The organism is Enterobacter sp. MGH120, assembly GCF_001037725.1.
Lineage (GTDB): Bacteria > Pseudomonadota > Gammaproteobacteria > Enterobacterales > Enterobacteriaceae > Enterobacter > Enterobacter hormaechei_C.
Map to the genome: position 1 here is coordinate 986,377 of NZ_KQ089940.1, position 19,485 is coordinate 1,005,861.

The 19,485-nt window shown below is 54.5% G+C and carries 16 protein-coding genes and 2 tRNA genes; 16 read left to right on the forward strand and 2 right to left on the reverse strand.

Features of this window, described 5'->3' with window-relative positions:
- Positions 1 to 8 precede the first annotated feature (8 nt).
- The 4 genes from folP (at position 9) to SK54_RS04690 (ending at position 2,838) form a co-directional block, all read left to right on the forward strand.
- Entirely contained in the window at positions 9 to 857 is an 849-nt protein-coding gene (folP, locus tag SK54_RS04675; protein WP_003861807.1) for a dihydropteroate synthase, read from the forward strand.
- Positions 850 to 2,187, forward strand: a complete 1,338-nt coding sequence (gene glmM, locus SK54_RS04680) for a phosphoglucosamine mutase (protein WP_003861804.1) — start codon at positions 850 to 852, stop codon at positions 2,185 to 2,187. Before folP ends, glmM begins: the two co-directional genes overlap by 8 nt.
- 222 nt (positions 2,188 to 2,409) lie before the next feature.
- Positions 2,410 to 2,742: a preprotein translocase subunit SecG gene (gene secG / locus SK54_RS04685; protein WP_003861803.1), complete on the forward strand. Its 333-nt coding sequence runs from the start codon at positions 2,410 to 2,412 to the stop codon at positions 2,740 to 2,742.
- Positions 2,743 to 2,751: 9 nt separating this feature from the next.
- Positions 2,752 to 2,838 (forward strand) — tRNA-Leu (locus tag SK54_RS04690).
- 187 nt (positions 2,839 to 3,025) lie between these two features.
- Here SK54_RS04690 and argG read toward each other — a convergent pair.
- Positions 3,026 to 4,372, reverse strand: a complete 1,347-nt coding sequence (gene argG, locus SK54_RS04695; RefSeq protein WP_015571974.1) for an argininosuccinate synthase — start codon at positions 4,370 to 4,372, stop codon at positions 3,026 to 3,028.
- A gap of 286 nt (positions 4,373 to 4,658) precedes the next feature.
- Here argG and SK54_RS04700 point away from each other — a divergent pair.
- The 12 genes from SK54_RS04700 (at position 4,659) to mtr (ending at position 18,361) form a co-directional block, all read left to right on the forward strand.
- Positions 4,659 to 4,735: transfer RNA gene (locus tag SK54_RS04700), tRNA-Met, on the forward strand.
- 207 nt (positions 4,736 to 4,942) lie between these two features.
- Positions 4,943 to 5,395 carry a ribosome maturation factor RimP gene (rimP, locus tag SK54_RS04705; protein ID WP_014833432.1) on the forward strand — a complete coding sequence of 151 codons (453 nt, stop codon included), beginning with the start codon at positions 4,943 to 4,945 and terminating at the stop codon, positions 5,393 to 5,395.
- Positions 5,396 to 5,423: 28 nt separating this feature from the next.
- On the forward strand, positions 5,424 to 6,926 hold the full coding sequence (gene nusA, locus SK54_RS04710; RefSeq protein WP_003861798.1) for a transcription termination factor NusA: 1,503 nt from the start codon (positions 5,424 to 5,426) through the stop codon (positions 6,924 to 6,926).
- A 24-nt stretch (positions 6,927 to 6,950) separates the two neighbouring features.
- Positions 6,951 to 9,638: a translation initiation factor IF-2 gene (gene infB, locus SK54_RS04715; protein WP_006812117.1), complete on the forward strand. Its 2,688-nt coding sequence runs from the start codon at positions 6,951 to 6,953 to the stop codon at positions 9,636 to 9,638.
- A 106-nt stretch (positions 9,639 to 9,744) separates the two neighbouring features.
- A complete protein-coding gene (gene rbfA / locus SK54_RS04720; RefSeq protein ID WP_003861793.1) occupies positions 9,745 to 10,149 on the forward strand; it encodes a 30S ribosome-binding factor RbfA in 405 nt (134 codons plus the stop codon).
- Positions 10,149 to 11,099, forward strand: coding sequence for a tRNA pseudouridine(55) synthase TruB (truB, locus tag SK54_RS04725; RefSeq protein ID WP_017693918.1), 951 nt, complete (start codon positions 10,149 to 10,151; stop codon positions 11,097 to 11,099). Before rbfA ends, truB begins: the two co-directional genes overlap by 1 nt.
- Before the next feature lie 154 nt (positions 11,100 to 11,253).
- Positions 11,254 to 11,523 carry a 30S ribosomal protein S15 gene (gene rpsO / locus SK54_RS04730; protein WP_003861789.1) on the forward strand — a complete coding sequence of 90 codons (270 nt, stop codon included), beginning with the start codon at positions 11,254 to 11,256 and terminating at the stop codon, positions 11,521 to 11,523.
- A gap of 242 nt (positions 11,524 to 11,765) precedes the next feature.
- Entirely contained in the window at positions 11,766 to 13,904 is a 2,139-nt protein-coding gene (pnp, locus tag SK54_RS04735; RefSeq protein WP_017382452.1) for a polyribonucleotide nucleotidyltransferase, read from the forward strand.
- Between the two features lie 109 nt (positions 13,905 to 14,013).
- On the forward strand, positions 14,014 to 14,898 hold the full coding sequence (nlpI, locus tag SK54_RS04740) for a lipoprotein NlpI (protein ID WP_003861782.1): 885 nt from the start codon (positions 14,014 to 14,016) through the stop codon (positions 14,896 to 14,898).
- A 107-nt stretch (positions 14,899 to 15,005) separates the two neighbouring features.
- Positions 15,006 to 15,086, forward strand: a complete 81-nt coding sequence (gene yrbN / locus SK54_RS22445) for a protein YrbN (RefSeq protein WP_097397692.1) — start codon at positions 15,006 to 15,008, stop codon at positions 15,084 to 15,086.
- Entirely contained in the window at positions 15,079 to 16,974 is a 1,896-nt protein-coding gene (locus tag SK54_RS04745) for a DEAD/DEAH family ATP-dependent RNA helicase (protein ID WP_003861780.1), read from the forward strand. The genes yrbN and SK54_RS04745 overlap by 8 nt, the downstream gene beginning before the upstream one ends.
- A 142-nt stretch (positions 16,975 to 17,116) precedes the next feature.
- Positions 17,117 to 18,361, forward strand: coding sequence for a tryptophan permease (gene mtr / locus SK54_RS04750; protein ID WP_048246809.1), 1,245 nt, complete (start codon positions 17,117 to 17,119; stop codon positions 18,359 to 18,361).
- A gap of 100 nt (positions 18,362 to 18,461) precedes the next feature.
- Here mtr and SK54_RS04755 read toward each other — a convergent pair whose 3' ends face one another.
- Complete coding sequence (locus SK54_RS04755; protein ID WP_006812112.1) at positions 18,462 to 19,469, reverse strand: luciferase-like monooxygenase; 1,008 nt, start codon at positions 19,467 to 19,469, stop codon at positions 18,462 to 18,464.
- Positions 19,470 to 19,485 lie beyond the last annotated feature (16 nt).

Below are 19,485 nucleotides of genomic sequence, written 5' to 3' on the forward strand. Positions count from 1 at the left end.
ACTTCACCATGAAACTATTCGCCCAGGACTCGCATCTCGACCTTTCACATCCCCATGTGATGGGGATCCTGAATGTCACGCCTGATTCCTTCTCTGACGGCGGCACGCATAATTCGCTTATCGACGCGGTTAAACACGCGAATTTAATGATTAACGCGGGTGCCACCATCATTGACGTTGGAGGGGAGTCAACGCGGCCTGGCGCGGCGGAGGTTTCGGTGGAAGAAGAGCTGGCGCGCGTGGTGCCGGTGGTGGAGGCTATCGCCCGGCGCTTTGAAGTGTGGATCTCCGTTGATACCTCCAAACCCGAAGTGATCCGTGAAGTGGCGAGAGTGGGCGCTCACATTATCAATGATATCCGCTCGCTGACCGAGCCGGGCGCGATTGAAGCCGCCGCAGAAACCGGGCTACCGGTGTGTCTGATGCATATGCAGGGTCAGCCTAAGACAATGCAGGAGGCGCCAAAATATGAAGATGTGTTTGCCGACGTCACCCGCTTCTTTATTGAGCATATCGAACGCTGTGAACGTGCGGGTATCGCAAAAGAGAAATTGCTGCTCGACCCGGGCTTCGGTTTCGGTAAAAATCTCTCACACAATTACGCGTTGCTTGCGCGCTTATCAGAGTTTCATCAGTTCGGCCTGCCACTGCTGGTGGGAATGTCGAGAAAATCGATGATTGGTCAGTTGTTGAATGTCGGGCCGAGCGAACGTCTGAGCGGCAGTCTGGCCTGCGCGGTGATTGCCGCGATGCAAGGTGCACACATCATTCGCGTCCATGACGTAAAAGAAACAGTAGAAGCCATGCGTGTGGTAGAAGCCACACTGGCAGCGAAGGAAAACAAACGCTATGAGTAATCGTAAATATTTTGGTACCGATGGCATCCGTGGGCGCGTAGGCGATGCGCCAATTACCCCTGACTTTGTCCTGAAGCTGGGCTGGGCAGCGGGGAAAGTGCTGGCGCGTCATGGCTCCCGTAAGATCATTATTGGGAAAGATACCCGTATTTCGGGTTATATGCTGGAGTCCGCGCTGGAAGCCGGGCTGGCGGCGGCGGGGCTTTCAGCTTCCTTTACGGGGCCAATGCCGACCCCTGCTGTTGCCTATCTGACCCGCACCTTCCGTGCGGAAGCGGGCATCGTCATTTCAGCTTCCCATAATCCGTTCTATGACAACGGTATCAAATTCTTCTCCATCGACGGCACCAAACTGCCGGATGACGTGGAAGAGGCGATTGAAGCGGAAATGGAAAAAGAGATCACCTGTGTTGACTCCGCTGAGCTGGGTAAAGCAAACCGTATTGTCGATGCCGCAGGCCGCTACATTGAATTCTGCAAAGGCACTTTCCCGAATGAGCTGAGCCTGGCACACCTCAAAATTGTGGTGGACTGTGCCAACGGTGCGACTTACCACATTGCGCCGAATGTGTTCCGCGAGCTGGGTGCCAAAGTGATCACTATCGGCTGCGAGCCGGACGGTCTGAACATCAACGAAGAAGTCGGCGCGACAGACGTGCGTGCCTTGCAGGCGCGTGTGCTGGCTGAAAAGGCCGATCTGGGTATTGCCCTGGATGGCGATGGTGACCGTGTGATCATGGTTGACCACGAAGGTAACAAGGTCGATGGCGATCAGATCCTCTACATCATTGCCCGTGAAGGCCTGCGTCAGGGGCAACTGCGCGGTGGCGCGGTGGGCACGCTGATGAGCAATATGGGCCTGGAACTGGCGTTGAAACAGCTGGGCATCCCGTTTGTTCGTGCGAAAGTGGGTGACCGCTACGTGCTGGAAAAACTCCAGGAGAAAGGCTGGCGTATTGGCGCGGAAAACTCCGGCCACGTGATCCTGCTCGATAAAACCACCACCGGTGACGGTATTGTGGCGGCGCTTCAGGTTGTTGCCGCGATGGCGCGTAACCATATGAGCCTGCACGATCTGTGCAGCGGCATGAAAATGTTCCCGCAGATTCTTGTCAATGTGCGTTTCACCGCGGGTAAAGGCGACCCGCTGGAAAATGATAACGTGAAAGCGGTGATGGCAGAGGTGGAAGCGACTCTTGGCAGCCGTGGGCGCGTCCTGCTGCGTAAGTCGGGTACCGAGCCGCTGATCCGCGTGATGGTGGAAGGCGAAGACGAAGCGCAGGTAACTGAATTTGCGCACCGTATTGCGGATGCAGTCAAAGCTGCATAATCTTTCAGAATAAGTGTTTAAAAAGGCGGCGTTTGCCGCCTTTGTTTTAAGCAATGAATGGCTTTTTGCTGTTTTTTTCCGCAGTTGATACAATGCCTCGAAAATGCCCTTGCGAAGGTGATTCGCTTTGGTTAGTATTCACACCCGCTTCAGTGGGAAACAAAATCCTGCTAATTGGTCGAAGCATTGGTATGCGGCAAATCCGCAAGGAACAGGTTGATTATGTACGAAGCTCTTTTAGTTATTTTCCTTATTGTAGCCATCGCTCTCGTAGCGCTGATTATGCTACAGCAAGGTAAAGGCGCTGATATGGGAGCCTCCTTCGGAGCAGGCGCTTCCGGTACGCTGTTCGGTTCAAGTGGTTCTGCGAACTTCATGACCCGTACGACGGCGATTCTGGCTACGCTGTTCTTCATCATCAGTCTGGTGCTGGGCAATATCAACAGCAACAAGACCAGTAAAGGAAGCGAGTGGGAAAATCTGAGCGCGCCAGCAAAAACTGAGCAAACTCAGCCAGCTGCACCGGCTAAGCCAACCAGCGATATCCCGCAGTAAGTATTCCGTACCGAGGTGGTGGAATTGGTAGACACGCTACCTTGAGGTGGTAGTGCCCTAACGGGCTTGTGGGTTCGAGTCCCATCCTCGGTACCAATATTCCAGAAGAAAGACGTCGCAAGACGTCTTTTTTTTCGTCTGTACATTCTGTGTATCCGATCTTTTGTAGGGCGGGTAAGCGCAGCGCCACCCGCCGTTTTGCCCGGTGGCGCTGCGCTTACCGGGCCTACGAAGACCACAAAAAAGGCGCCCAATGGGCGCCTTTTGCATGACTTGCTGTCGATTATTTCTTATCGCTGTGTTCCAGGTTCTCAACCTGAGGGAGGCCATTACCGGAACTGGCGGAGAGCAGGCCATTCTCAACATAGTTGAACAGCTTCTCACGGGTATCGGTGATGTCCAGGTTACGCATGGTCAGCTGGCCAATACGATCGTCCGGAGAGAACACTGACTCACCTTTCTCCATGGTCAGACGCTCTGCTTTATAGGTCAGGTTGTCAGACACGGTATTGAGGATGGAGTAATCATTGCCGCGACGCAGTTCCAGCGTCACTTCGCCGGTGATTGCGCTTGCCACCCAACGTTGCAGGGCGTCACGCAGCATCAGCGCCTGTGGATCAAACCAGCGACCCTGATACAGCAGTTTGCCCAGCTGACGGCCATGAGAGTGATACTGCTCGATGGTGTCTTCGTTGTGAATACCGGTCAGCAGACGCTCGTAAGCGATGTGCAGCAGCGCCATCCCCGGCGCTTCGTAAATGCCACGGCTTTTCGCTTCGATGATACGGTTTTCGATCTGATCGCTCATACCCAGACCGTGACGACCGCCGATGCGGTTTGCTTCCAGCATCAGTTCAACATCGTCGGAGAAGGTTTTACCGTTCAGGGCAACCGGATGACCACGTTCGAAACGCACGGTCACTTCTTCCGCCGGGATCTTCACGTTCTCATCCCAGAACTTCACGCCCATGATCGGGTTAACAATTTTTACGCTGGAGTTCAGGAATTCCAGGTCTTTCGCTTCGTGCGTCGCACCCAGCATGTTGGAGTCGGTTGAGTAGGCTTTCTCAACCGACATCTTGTAGTCAAAGCCGCAGGCAATCATAAACTCAGACATTTCATGACGACCACCCAGCTCGTCGATGAAGTCGGTATCCAGCCACGGTTTGTAGATCTGCAACTCGGCGTTGGTCAGCAGGCCATAACGATAGAAACGTTCAATATCGTTGCCTTTATAGGTGCTACCGTCCCCCCAGATGTTCACGCCATCTTCTTTCATGGCGGCGACCAGCATAGTGCCGGTGACGGCACGACCCAGCGGGGTGGTATTGAAATAGGTCAGGCCGCCGGTCGTATTATGGAAAGCACCGCACTGGATCGCGGCAATCCCTTCGGCAACCAGCTGCTTACGGCAGTCGATCAGACGTGCGTTCTCTGCGCCATATTCCATGGCACGACGAGGGATCGCGTCATAATCTTCCTCGTCCGGCTGACCCAGGTTCGCAGTATATGCATAAGGAACCGCTCCCTTCTGGCGCATCCACAGCAGTGCAGCGCTGGTATCCAGGCCGCCAGAAAAAGCGATGCCAATACGTTGTCCTACCGGGAGATGCTTGAGAATCGTCGTCATATAATAAAACCCTGCTTGATTGACTGATTAGAGACCGCTTTCGCTCTCGATGCATGTTTATGCAAAATAAGTGAGTATTCATTTAATCATCTTTTATCGACGACCGAAAGAGACGTGTGCGTTTTTTGTAAAAATTTCCCTTTTATTGCCCTGGCTGAAGTTGGGTTGACAGGTGGGGTCAACTATCAATATACTGAACGCCGATTTTACGTCCCGTCTTCGGTACCAAATCCCAGCATTATTTGCAAATTCTGTCCAAAACGCGTAGAATTTGCCACGTTTCAGGCGCGGGGTGGAGCAGCCTGGTAGCTCGTCGGGCTCATAACCCGAAGGTCGTCGGTTCAAATCCGGCCCCCGCAACCACTTTCCCATAAAGTTCTTTTTCAAATATACTGTGAAGACTTAGAGCCTTCGTAGCTGGATTTGAAAAAATGCTTTCGGAGAGTGCTCCAGGCCACAGTTGTGGCTATAGGGTTCAGTTATCTAAAGCCCCGATTTATCGGGGTTTTTTGTTATCTGACTACAGAATAACTGGGCTTTACGCCCTTTTTTTATGTCTTGGGGGTGGGCTTGTCCACATTAGAGCAAAAATTAACAGAGATGATTACTGCGCCGGTCGAAGCACTGGGCTACGAACTGGTCGGCATCGAATTCGTTCGCGGCCGTACATCCACACTGCGCATCTATATTGATAGTGAAGATGGCATCAATGTTGATGATTGTGCTGATGTCAGCCACCAGGTGAGTGCGGTTCTTGATGTTGAAGATCCGATTACCGTTGCGTACAACCTGGAAGTTTCCTCACCTGGCCTCGATCGTCCGATGTTCACGGCCGAGCACTACGTGCGCTTTACCGGTGAAGAAGTGGCTCTCGTTCTGCGTATGGCCGTACAGAACCGCCGTAAATGGCAGGGAATTATCAAAGCCGTTGATGGTGAAATGATCACGGTGACAGTCGAAGGCAAAGATGAAGTGTTCGCGCTGAGTAATATCCAGAAGGCGAACCTGGTTCCCCACTTTTAACAGTCTGGATTGAGGTGAAAAGCCCGCGATGAACAAAGAAATTTTGGCTGTTGTTGAAGCCGTCTCCAACGAGAAATCACTGCCGCGTGAGAAGATTTTCGAAGCGCTGGAAAGTGCACTGGCTACAGCAACCAAGAAAAAATACGAACAAGAGATCGATGTTCGCGTAGAAATCGATCGTAAAAGCGGTGACTTCGATACATTCCGTCGTTGGGTAATCGTTGAAGAAGTGACCCAACCGACCAAAGAGATCACGCTGGAAGCGGCACGTTTTGAAGACGAAAGTCTGAACGTGGGTGACTACGTTGAAGATCAGATTGAATCTGTTACCTTCGACCGTATCACCACCCAGACCGCGAAGCAGGTTATCGTGCAGAAAGTGCGCGAAGCCGAGCGCGCGCTGGTTGTCGATCAGTTCCGCGATCAGGAAGGCGAAATCATCACTGGTGTGGTGAAGAAAGTGAACCGCGACAACATCTCTCTGGAGATCAAATCCGAAGGGCTGCCGGGTAACGCTGAAGCCGTGATCCTGCGTGAAGACATGCTGCCGCGTGAAAACTTCCGCCCAGGCGACCGTATTCGTGGTGTGCTGTATGCCGTACGTCCTGAAGCGCGTGGTGCACAGCTGTTCGTGACGCGTTCTAAACCAGAAATGCTGGTTGAACTGTTCCGTATCGAAGTGCCGGAAATCGGCGAAGAAGTTATCGAAATCAAAGCGGCGGCCCGCGATCCGGGTTCCCGTGCGAAAATTGCGGTGAAAACCAACGACAAGCGTATCGACCCGGTCGGTGCTTGCGTCGGTATGCGTGGCGCACGTGTTCAGGCGGTTTCTACCGAACTGGGCGGCGAGCGCATTGATATCGTTCTGTGGGACGATAACCCGGCGCAGTTCGTGATCAACGCAATGGCACCGGCTGATGTGGCGTCTATCGTTGTTGACGAAGACAAACACACCATGGATATCGCTGTAGAAGCGGGCAACCTGGCGCAGGCGATTGGCCGTAACGGTCAGAACGTACGTCTGGCGTCACAGCTGAGCGGCTGGGAACTCAACGTGATGACCGTTGATGACCTTCAGGCCAAGCATCAGGCTGAAGCCCACGCGGCGATCGATACCTTCACCAAATACCTGGACATTGACGAAGACTTCGCCACTGTGCTGGTTGAAGAAGGTTTCTCTACGCTGGAAGAACTGGCCTACGTGCCAATGAAAGAGCTGCTGGAAATTGACGGTCTGGATGAACCAACCGTTGAAGCCCTGCGTGAACGCGCTAAAAACGCACTGACCACCCTGGCGCTGGCTCAGGAAGAAAGCCTTGGCGATAAGAAGCCGGCTGATGACCTGCTGAATCTGGAAGGTCTTGATCGTGCGATTGCGTTCAAGCTGGCTGCCCGTGGTGTTTGTACGCTGGAAGATCTCGCTGAGCAAGGCGTTGATGACCTGGCCGATATCGAAGGTTTAACCGACGAGAAAGCCGGCGAACTCATCATGGCCGCACGTAATATTTGCTGGTTCGGCGACGAAGCGTAATAAACTGTAGCAGGAAGGAACAGCATGACTGATGTAACTGTAAAATCGCTGGCTGCTGAGATTCAGACCTCCGTGGACCGCCTGGTACAGCAATTTGCTGATGCAGGGATCCCGAAGTCCGCTGATGACTCGGTGACCGCGCAAGAAAAACAAACCTTGTTAGCGCACCTGAACCGTGAACACGGCTCTACGCCTGACAAGTTAACGCTACAGCGTAAAACGCGTAGCACGTTGAACATCCCTGGTACCGGTGGCAAAAGCAAGTCGGTACAAATTGAAGTCCGCAAGACGCGCACCTTTGTAAAACGTGATCCGCAAGAGGCAGAACGCCTTGCCGCGGAAGAGCAGGCACAGCGTGAAGCGGAAGAACAAGCTCAGCGTGAGGCAGAAGCCACTGCCAAACGTGAAGCAGAATTAAAAGCTGAACGTGAGGCCGCAGAAAAAGCGAAACGCGACGCCGGTGAAAAAGCGAAGCGTGACGCTGCGGAAAAAGACAAAGTGAGCAATCAACAGACCGACGAAATGACCAAAACTGCCCAGGCTGAAAAAGCCCGCCGTGAAAATGAAGCTGCCGAACTGAAGCGTAAAGCGGAAGAAGAAGCCCGCCGCAAGCTTGAAGAAGAAGCTCGCCGCGTCGCCGAAGAAGCGCGTCGCATGGCAGAAGAAAACGAGAAGAACGGTGTGAATACCGCTGAACCAACTGAAGATACCAGCGATTATCACGTCACCACGTCTCAGCATGCGCGTCAGGCAGAAGACGACAACGACCGCGAAGTTGAAGGTGGTCGTGGCCGTACTCGCAGTGCAAAAGCTGCGCGTCCTGCGAAAAAAGGTAACAAACACGCTGAATCAAAAGCTGACCGTGAAGAAGCGCGTGCAGCGGTTCGCGGCGGTAAAGGCGGCAAGCGTAAAGGTTCCGCTCTCCAGCAGGGCTTCCAGAAGCCTGCTCAGGCCGTTAACCGTGACGTTGTGATCGGCGAAACCATCACCGTTGGCGAACTGGCTAACAAGATGGCGGTGAAAGGCTCTCAGGTCATCAAAGCGATGATGAAACTGGGCGCAATGGCCACCATCAACCAGGTCATCGACCAGGAAACCGCACAGCTGGTTGCCGAAGAGATGGGTCACAAAGTTATCCTGCGTCGTGAAAACGAGCTGGAAGAAGCAGTAATGAGCGACCGTGATACGGGCGCAGCGGCTGAACCGCGCGCACCGGTCGTGACCATCATGGGTCACGTTGACCACGGTAAAACCTCTCTGCTTGACTACATTCGTTCTACTAAGGTTGCCTCCGGCGAAGCGGGTGGTATTACCCAGCACATCGGTGCTTACCACGTAGAAACCGAAAACGGCATGATCACCTTCCTGGATACCCCAGGCCACGCAGCGTTTACCTCAATGCGTGCTCGTGGTGCTCAGGCAACGGATATCGTTGTTCTGGTTGTTGCTGCCGACGATGGCGTGATGCCACAGACCATTGAAGCTATCCAGCACGCGAAAGCGGCGCAGGTGCCTCTGGTTGTCGCAGTTAACAAAATCGATAAGCCAGAAGCCGATATGGATCGCGTGAAGAACGAACTGTCCCAGTACGGCGTTATGCCGGAAGAGTGGGGCGGTGAAGCGCAGTTCATCCCTGTATCTGCAAAAGCAGGTACCGGTATCGACGACCTGCTGAACGCTATCCTGCTTCAGGCTGAAGTTCTGGAGCTGAAAGCGGTTCGTAAAGGTATGGCGAGCGGCGCGGTAATCGAATCCTTCCTGGATAAAGGTCGTGGTCCGGTTGCAACCGTTCTGGTTCGCGAAGGTACTCTGCACAAGGGCGACATCGTTCTGTGTGGTTTCGAATACGGTCGCGTTCGTGCGATGCGTAACGAACTGGGTCAGGAAGTGCTGGAAGCGGGTCCGTCCATTCCAGTGGAAATTCTCGGCCTGTCCGGTGTTCCGGCTGCCGGTGACGAAGTCACCGTGGTACGTGACGAGAAGAAAGCGCGTGAAGTCGCTCTGTATCGTCAGGGTAAATTCCGTGAAGTGAAGCTGGCTCGTCAGCAGAAATCTAAACTCGAGAACATGTTCGCCAACATGACCGAAGGCGAAGTTCACGAAGTGAACATCGTTCTGAAAGCGGACGTTCAGGGTTCTGTGGAAGCGATCTCCGACTCCTTGCTGAAACTGTCTACCGACGAAGTGAAAGTGAAGATCATCGGTTCTGGCGTAGGTGGTATCACCGAAACCGACGCAACCCTGGCAGCAGCGTCCAACGCGATCCTGGTTGGCTTCAACGTTCGTGCTGACGCATCTGCGCGTAAAGTGATTGATGCTGAAAGCCTGGATCTGCGTTACTACTCCGTCATCTATAACCTGATTGACGAAGTGAAAGCAGCGATGAGCGGCATGCTGTCTCCTGAGCTGAAACAGCAGATCATCGGTCTGGCTGAAGTACGTGACGTGTTCAAATCACCGAAATTCGGTGCGATCGCGGGCTGTATGGTTACCGAAGGGACCATCAAGCGACACAACCCAATCCGCGTACTGCGTGACAACGTGGTTATCTACGAAGGTGAGCTGGAATCCCTGCGCCGCTTCAAAGATGACGTTAACGAAGTCCGTAACGGCATGGAATGTGGTATCGGCGTGAAGAACTACAACGACGTTCGCGTTGGCGATATGATCGAAGTGTTCGAGATCATCGAAATTCAGCGTACCATCGCGTAATCTTCGTCAACTGAAGATTAATTAGCGTAGGCCGGGTAAGCGAAGCGCCACCCGGCAGTAATTTTAAAAAGGGGCTTAAGCCCCTTTTTTGTCTGGAGAATTTATTATGGCGAAAGAATTTGGTCGCCCACAGCGCGTCGCGCAGGAGATGCAGAAAGAGATCGCTCTCATTCTGCAACGTGAAATCAAAGATCCACGCGTGGGTATGATGACCACCGTGTCTGGCGTGGAAATGTCCCGCGACCTGGCGTACGCCAAAGTGTTTGTTACTTTCCTGAATGACCAGGATGAAGACGCCGTGAAGAACGGCATTAAAGCGTTGCAGGAAGCCTCTGGTTTCATCCGCTCTCTGCTTGGCAAAGCAATGCGCCTGCGTATCGTGCCAGAGCTGACCTTCTTCTACGACAACTCGCTGGTTGAAGGTATGCGTATGTCCAACCTGGTGACCAGCGTGGTGAAACATGACGATGAGCGTCGTGTTAACCCGGCGGACGACAGCAAGGAGGACTGATGAGTCGTCCTCGTCGTCGCGGTCGTGACGTGCATGGCGTGCTGTTGCTGGATAAACCACAGGGCGCATCCAGCAACGACGTGCTGCAAAAAGTGAAGCGTATTTATAACGCCAACCGTGCAGGGCACACTGGCGCGCTGGATCCGCTGGCAACCGGCATGCTGCCGATCTGCCTGGGGGAAGCGACAAAGTTTTCCCAGTACCTGCTGGATTCGGATAAGCGCTACCGCGTGATTGCCAAACTGGGCCAGCGCACGGATACCTCCGATGCAGATGGCCTGGTGGTGGAAGAGCGCCCGGTGACCTTCAGCGCGGAGCAACTTGATGCGGCGCTGGACAGCTTCCGTGGTGATACGCTACAGGTGCCGTCGATGTATTCGGCGCTGAAATATCAGGGCAAAAAGCTCTACGAATATGCGCGTCAGGGCATTGAGGTTCCGCGTGAAGCTCGTCCGATTACCGTGTATGAGTTGCTGTTCATTCGCCACGAAGGTGATGAACTCGAGCTGGAAGTACACTGTTCGAAAGGGACCTATATCCGCACCATCATTGATGACCTCGGTGAAAAGCTGGGCTGCGGCGCGCATGTGATTTATCTGCGTCGTCTGGCGGTTAGCAAATATCCGGTCGAACGCATGGTGACGCTTGAGCATCTGCACGCCCTGGTTGAACAGGCGCAAGCGCAGGGCGTTGCGCCAGCCGATCTGCTGGACCCGCTGCTGATGCCAATGGACAGTCCGGCAGTGGACTTCCCGGTTGTTAATCTTCCTTTAACATCGTCCGTTTACTTTAAGAACGGAAACCCGGTTCGCACATCGGGGGCGCCGCTTGAGGGCCTGGTACGCGTGACGGAAGGTGACGAAGGGAAATTCATCGGTATGGGCGAAATGGACGGCGAAGGGCGTGTGGCGCCGCGTCGTCTGGTCGTCGAATATCCGGTCGAAGCGTGACGGTGATAACGCCTCACCTTGCGATAAGCAGGGGAGACGAGTAGAATATCGCCGCTTAACGCCTGGTAAATTGTTTAACAATCTGCGGGGCGTACATGGGATAGCTGAATTAGAGATCGGCATCCTTACATTCTTTATACTTTGGAGTTTGAAAATGTCTCTAAGCGTTGAAGCTAAAGCTAAAATCGTTTCTGAGTTTGGTCGTGGTACTAACGACAGCGGTTCTACCGAAGTTCAGGTTGCACTGCTGACTGCACAGATTAACCACCTGCAAGGTCACTTTGCAGAGCACAAAAAAGATCACCACAGCCGTCGTGGTCTGCTGCGTATGGTTTCTCAGCGTCGTAAACTGCTCGACTACCTGAAGCGTAAAGATGTTGCACGCTACACCGCGCTGATCGAGCGTCTGGGCCTGCGTCGCTAATTCTTGCGAGTTTCAGAAAAGGGGGCCTGATGGCCCCTTTTTTCAACCAGACGGCAGCAATTCAATGGAAACTATTGTATTGTTGCTATAAATGATCTTCATTGCAGAGGTTCGCGCGGCTAATGAGAGGCTTCACCCATGGGGGTGTCGGTTGTCATTAGTCGCGAGGATGCGAAGAAGGTCGGGTTAAATCGTCAGCACACCTGAGGTGTGCTTTCAAACATTTAAGAAAGGACAGAATTTTGCTGAATCCGATCGTTCGTAAATTCCAGTATGGTCAGCATACCGTCACGCTGGAAACCGGCATGATGGCGCGTCAGGCTACTGCTGCCGTTATGGTAAGCATGGATGACACTGCTGTATTCGTTACCGTAGTTGGCCAGAAAAAAGCTAAACCAGGTCAGGACTTCTTCCCACTGACCGTTAACTACCAGGAGCGTACCTACGCTGCCGGTAAAATCCCGGGTGGCTTCTTCCGTCGTGAAGGCCGTCCAAGCGAAGGCGAAACCCTGATCGCGCGTCTGATTGACCGCCCGGTTCGTCCGCTGTTCCCGGAAGGCTTCGTAAACGAAGTTCAGGTTATTGCGACCGTTGTTTCCGTTAACCCACAGGTTAACCCGGACATCGTTGCTATGATCGGCGCATCTGCGGCCCTGTCACTGTCTGGTATTCCATTCAATGGCCCAATCGGTTCCGCGCGCGTTGGCTACATCAACGACCAGTACGTACTGAACCCAACTCAGGAAGAGCTGAAAGAGAGTAAGCTGGACCTGGTTGTTGCCGGTACTGAAGCAGCGGTTCTGATGGTTGAATCCGAAGCTGAACTGCTGAGCGAAGATCAGATGCTGGGCGCTGTGGTATTTGGCCACGAGCAGCAGCAGATCGTTATCCAGAACATCAACGACCTGGTGAAAGAAGCCGGTAAACCACGTTGGGACTGGCAGCCAGAAGCGGTGAACGAGGCGCTGAACGCACGCGTTGCTGCACTGGCAGAAACTCGTCTGAGCGACGCATACCGCATCACCGACAAACAGGAGCGCTATGCTCAGGTTGATGTGATCAAATCTGAAGTGACCGCGACCCTGGTTGCCGAAGACGAAACGCTGGACGCTAACGAGATTGGCGAAATCCTGCACGCCATCGAGAAAAACGTTGTTCGTAGCCGCGTCCTGGCAGGCGAGCCGCGTATCGATGGCCGTGAAAAAGACATGATCCGTGGTCTGGACGTGCGTACTGGCGTACTGCCACGTACTCACGGTTCTGCGCTGTTCACCCGTGGTGAAACGCAGGCGCTGGTAACCGCGACCCTGGGTACCGCACGTGACGCACAGATCATCGACGAACTGATGGGCGAGCGTACTGACAGCTTCCTGTTCCACTACAACTTCCCTCCGTACTCTGTGGGCGAAACCGGTATGGTTGGCTCACCGAAGCGTCGTGAAATTGGTCACGGTCGTCTGGCGAAGCGCGGCGTGCTGGCAGTGATGCCAGAAGCAGACAAATTCCCGTACACCGTACGTGTGGTGTCTGAAATCACCGAATCCAACGGTTCCTCTTCTATGGCTTCCGTGTGTGGTGCCTCTCTGGCGCTGATGGATGCAGGCGTGCCAATTAAAGCCGCCGTTGCAGGTATCGCAATGGGTCTGGTGAAAGAGGGCGACAACTACGTTGTTCTGTCTGACATTCTGGGCGACGAAGACCACCTGGGCGATATGGACTTCAAAGTAGCGGGTTCCCGTGACGGTATCTCTGCCTTGCAGATGGATATCAAAATTGAAGGTATCACCAAAGAGATCATGCAGGTTGCTCTGAACCAGGCTAAAGGTGCGCGTCTGCACATCCTGGGCGTGATGGAACAGGCGATTAATGCGCCGCGTGGCGACATTTCTCAGTTCGCTCCACGTATCCACACCATCAAGATCAATCCAGACAAGATCAAAGATGTTATCGGTAAGGGCGGTTCTGTTATCCGTGCACTGACCGAAGAAACGGGCACCACCATCGAAATCGAAGATGACGGTACTGTGAAAATCGCAGCAACCGACGGCGAGAAAGCGAAATACGCTATCCGTCGTATCGAAGAGATCACGGCAGAAATCGAAGTGGGCCGTATCTACAATGGTAAAGTGACCCGTATCGTTGACTTTGGCGCATTCGTTGCCATCGGTGGCGGTAAAGAAGGTCTGGTACACATCTCTCAGATCGCTGACAAGCGCGTTGAGAAAGTGACCGATTACCTGCAAATGGGTCAGGAAGTACCGGTGAAAGTTCTGGAAGTTGACCGCCAGGGCCGTATCCGTCTGAGCATTAAAGAAGCAACCGAGCAGTCTCAGCCTGCTGCGGCACCGGAAGCCCCGGCTGCTGAACAGCAAGGCGAGTAAGGTTGCCATTTGCCCTCCGCGCAGGCGGAGGGCTTATTATCAGGCAGGACGCCTTGTTAAGCCGCCGGGGGACAGGACGTTCATCAATAGTTGTCTTCGGGAGTGGGAAATGAAGCCTTTTTTGCGCTGGTGTTTCGTTGCGACAGCTTTAACGCTGGCAGGATGCAGCAACTCTGCCTGGCGTAAGAGCGAAGTCCTCGCAGTGCCATTGCAACCGACTTTGCAGCAGGAAGTCATTCTGGCACGCATGGAACAAATACTTGCCAGTCGGGCTTTAACCGATGACGAACGCGCACAGCTTTTATATGAGCGCGGAGTGTTGTATGATAGTCTCGGTCTGAGGGCACTGGCGCGAAATGATTTTTCACAAGCGCTGGCGATTCGACCTGATATGCCTGAAGTATTCAATTACTTAGGCATTTATTTAACGCAGGCAGGCAATTTTGATGCTGCCTATGAAGCGTTTGATTCTGTACTTGAGCTTGATCCAACTTACAACTACGCGCACTTGAATCGCGGTATCGCATTGTATTACGGCGGTCGTGATAAGTTAGCGCAAGATGATCTGCTGGCGTTTTATCAAGACGATCCTAATGATCCTTTCCGCAGCCTGTGGCTTTACATCGTTGAGCAGAAGCTCGATGAGAAGCAGGCCAAAGAAGCACTGAAACAGCGCTTCGAGAAATCGGACAAGGAACAGTGGGGATGGAACATTGTCGAGTTCTACCTGGGCAACATTAGCGAAGCAACGCTGATGGAACGCCTCAAGGCGGACGCAACGGATAACACCTCGCTCGCTGAGCATCTCAGTGAAACCAACTTCTATTTAGGTAAGTACTACCTAAGTCTGGGGGATATGGACAGCGCTACGGCACTGTTCAAATTAGCGGTTGCTAACAACGTACATAACTTCGTTGAGCACCGTTATGCATTGTTGGAATTATCGCTCTTGGGCCAGGAGCAAGACGACCTGGCAGAATCGGACCAGCAATAGCTGACGACATAAACATCAGCCCGTAATCTTTTGATTGCCATCACCTTCACTGGTGAGGGCGTTGTTGTTCGTCAATACACCTAATTTGAGCCGGTTCACACTTTTCAATGAAAATTGCTAATCATTTTCACGATGAGCTAAGTAGACTGGCCGCCATTAATATCGAGGCACTTGTACTACATGGCTGAATTCGAAACCACTTTTGCAGATCTGGGCCTGAAGGCTCCTATCCTTGAAGCCCTTAACGATCTGGGTTACGAAAAACCATCTCCGATCCAGGCTGAGTGTATCCCACACCTGCTTTCTGGTCGTGACGTGCTGGGCATGGCCCAGACTGGTAGCGGTAAAACCGCAGCATTCTCGCTGCCGCTGCTGAACAACATTGATCCGGACCTGCGCGCGCCGCAGATCCTCGTCCTGGCTCCAACCCGTGAACTGGCTGTTCAGGTTGCTGAAGCCATGACGGAATTCTCTAAACATATGCGCGGCGTAAACGTGGTTGCCCTGTACGGCGGCCAGCGTTATGACGTGCAGTTACGCGCCCTGCGCCAGGGTCCACAGATTGTTGTCGGTACGCCGGGCCGTCTGCTGGATCACCTGAAGCGCGGTACCCTGGACCTCTCTAAACTGAGCGGCCTGGTACTGGACGAAGCCGATGAAATGCTGCGTATGGGCTTCATCGAAGACGTAGAAACCATCATGGCGCAGATCCCGGAAGGTCATCAGACCGCTCTGTTCTCTGCAACCATGCCAGAAGCGATCCGTCGCATTACCCGCCGCTTCATGAAAGAGCCGCAGGAAGTGCGCATTCAGTCCAGCGTGACCACTCGCCCGGACATCAGCCAGAGCTACTGGTCTGTATACGGCATGCGCAAAAACGAAGCGCTGGTGCGTTTCCTGGAAGCGGAAGATTTTGATGCGGCGATTATCTTCGTTCGTACCAAAAACGCGACTCTGGAAGTGGCTGAAGCCCTGGAGCGTAGCGGCTACAACAGCGCAGCGCTGAACGGCGACATGAACCAGGCCCTGCGTGAGCAGACTCTGGAGCGTCTGAAAGACGGTCGTCTGGACATCCTGATTGCAACCGACGTGGCAGCACGTGGCCTGGACGTTGAGCGTATCAGCCTGGTTGTTAACTACGACATCCCGATGGACTCCGAGTCTTACGTTCACCGTATCGGCCGTACCGGTCGTGCGGGTCGCGCGGGTCGTGCGCTGCTGTTCGTTGAGAACCGCGAGCGTCGTCTGCTGCGTAACATTGAACGCACCATGAAGCTGACCATTCCAGAAGCCGAGCTGCCAAACGCAGAACTGCTGGGCAAACGCCGTCTGGAAAAATTCGCCGCGAAAGTACAGCAGCAGCTGGAAAGCAGCGATCTGGATCAGTACCGTGCGCTGCTGTCCCAGATCCAGCCTGTTGCTGAAGGCGAAGAGCTGGACATGGAAACCCTGGCCGCAGCACTGCTGAAAATGGCGCAGGGCGAACGTAGCCTGATCGTGCCACCTGATGCGCCGATGCGTCCTAAGCGTGAGTTCCGTGACCGTGACGATCGTTTCGAACGTCGCGGCGACCGTAACGATCGTGGTCCACGCGGTGACCGTCCAGAGCGTGGTGGTGAAGACCGTCCACGTCGCGAGCGTCGTGACGCTGGCGAAATGGAACTGTATCGCATTGAAGTGGGCCGTGATGATGGTGTTGAAGTTCGTCACATCGTTGGCGCGATCGCTAACGAAGGCGACATCAGCAGCCGTTACATCGGTAACATTAAGCTGTTCGGTTCCCACTCCACCATCGAGCTGCCAAAAGGCATGCCGGGCGAAGTACTGCAACACTTTACTCGCACCCGCATCCTGAACAAGCCGATGAACATGCAGCTGCTGGGCGATGCACAGCCACGTCCTGACCGTGGCGGCGAACGTCGTGGCGGTGGTCGCGGTTTCGGTGGCGAGCGTCGTGAAGGCGGTCGCAGCGAAGGTCGCGGTGGTGAAGGCCGTCGTTTCTCCGGTGAGCGCCGCGAAAACCGTGGTCCACGCCGTGAAGAAGGCGCCAGCCGTCGTCGTTTCGGTGACGCGTAAGCCTTTCGCTTCTGACGTAAAGTAAAATATACAGCCCCGATAGTTGCTATCGGGGCTTTTTTTATTCCTTTTGTACTCTTGTACTGGTACAGTGCAACACACTAAAATGCTGAACCACATTTTTCACTGGAGATAAGGCCGCATGGCAACACTAACCACCACCCAAACGTCACCTTCGCTGCTTGGCGGCGTGGTGATCATCGGCGGAACCATCATTGGTGCCGGGATGTTTTCCCTGCCTGTGGTCATGTCCGGTGCGTGGTTCTTCTGGTCGCTGGCGGCGCTGGTTTTCACCTGGTTCTGCATGCTCCATTCCGGGCTGATGATCCTTGAAGCAAACCTGAACTACCGCATTGGCTCCAGCTTCGACACCATCACCCGGGATCTGTTGGGCAAAGGCTGGAACCTGGCGAACGGGCTGTCCATCGCGTTTGTACTCTATATCCTGACCTACGCGTACATTTCAGCGAGCGGGTCGATTCTGCATCACACCTTCTCAGAGATGTCGCTGAACGTTCCGGCGCGTCTGGCGGGTCTCTGCTTCGCGCTGGGCGTGGCGTTTATCGTCTGGATGAGCACCAAAGCGGTCAGCCGCATGACGGCGATCGTGCTGGGCGCAAAGGTCATCACCTTCTTTCTGACCTTCGGCAGCCTGCTGGGGCACGTCACGCCGGCCACGCTGTTTAACGTTGCGGAAGTGAACACCTCCTACACGCCGTACCTGCTGATGACGCTGCCATTCTGTCTGGCGTCGTTCGGCTACCACGGCAACGTACCGAGCCTGATGAAATACTACGGCAAGGATCCGCGCACCATCGTGAAATGCCTGGTTTACGGCACGCTGCTGGCGCTAGGGCTGTATGTGATCTGGCTGCTGGGGACGATGGGTAACATCCCGCGTCCGGAATTTATCGGCATTGCGCAGAAGGGCGGTAACATTGATGTGCTGGTACAGGCGCTGAGCGGCGTGCTGAACAGCCGCAGCCTGGATCTGCTTCTGGTGGTCTTCTCGAACTTTGCGGTGGCGAGCTCATTCCTCGGCGTGACGCTGGGCCTGTTTGACTACCTGGCGGATCTGTTTGGTTTTGATGACTCTGCTATGGGGCGCTTCAAAACAGCGCTGTTGACCTTCCTGCCGCCGATTGTGGGCGGCCTGCTGTGGCCGAACGGTTTCCTGTACGCCATCGGCTATGCGGGACTGGCGGCCACCATCTGGGCGGCGATTGTACCGGCGCTGCTGGCGCGCAAATCACGTAAGCGCTTCGGCAGCCCGAAATTCCGCGTCTGGGGCGGAAAACCGATGATTGCGCTGATTCTGGTATTTGGTATCGGCAACGCGGTGGTGCACGTGCTGTCGAGTTTTAATCTGTTGCCGGTATATCAGTAAAACGTGCGGTCTGAACCCCTCACCCCGGCCCTCTCCCCATGGGAGAGGGAGAAAAGAATGTAGGCCCGGTAAGCGAAGCGCCACCGGGCAAAGCAAAAAACTACCCCACCAACTCCTCTTTCACCTGCATCGCCAAATCAAACGAATGCAGACGCGCCTGGTGATCGAAAATCTGGCCGTTAACCATAATCTCATCCGCCTGGGTTTCACGCAGCACCGCCTCCAGCCCGTGACGCACTTTCGCCTTATCACCCACCAGCGACATACTCAGAGCCTGCTGCACGCCATACTGCTCGGAGGCCGACCACAGCTGATGCATATTCTCTACCGGCGGTGGAAGCTGGCCCGTCTCACCGCGACGCAGCTTCACAAACGCCTGCTGCATAGAGGTAAACAGGAATTCCGCGTCGCGGTTGCTGTCGGCAGCAATGATATTGATACACACCATCGCATACGGCTTCTCCAGACGTTCAGACGGTTTGAAGTGCGTACGATAAAGATGCAGTGCCTGATGCAGCATATCCGGTGCGAAGTGGGAAGCGAACGCGAACGGCAGCCCCAGCTGAGCGGCGAGCTGCGCGCTGTACAGGCTTGAGCCTAACAGCCATACCGGGATCTTTTCCCCGTACCCCGGCACAGGACGCACGTGCGGGTTCGGATCCCGCGCGTCAAACCAGTCCACCAGCTCGGCCACATCGCGCGGGAAGTTATCGATATCGCCGCTCATATGGCGACGCAGGGCGCGCATGGTCGGCTGGTCGCTGCCCGGCGCGCGGCCAAGCCCTAGATCAATACGGCCCGGATAAAGGGTATTCAGCGTCCCGAACTGCTCGGCAATCACCAGCGGGGCGTGGTTCGGCAGCATCACACCGCCGGAGCCCAGGTGCAGAGTGGTGGTATTCGCCGCCAGATAGCCAATCAGCACCGAGGTGGCGGCGCTGGCGATGCCCACCATATTGTGGTGCTCCGCCAGCCAGTAGCGGTGATAGCCGCGCTTTTCGGCAAGCTGAGCAAGATCGAGAGAGTGCGTGAAGGCTTCTCTGGCCGAGGAGCCTTGTGGAATCGGCGCCAGATCCAGCACCGAAAACGGAATGGTTTTGTCAGTCATAACAGCTCACTTTGTC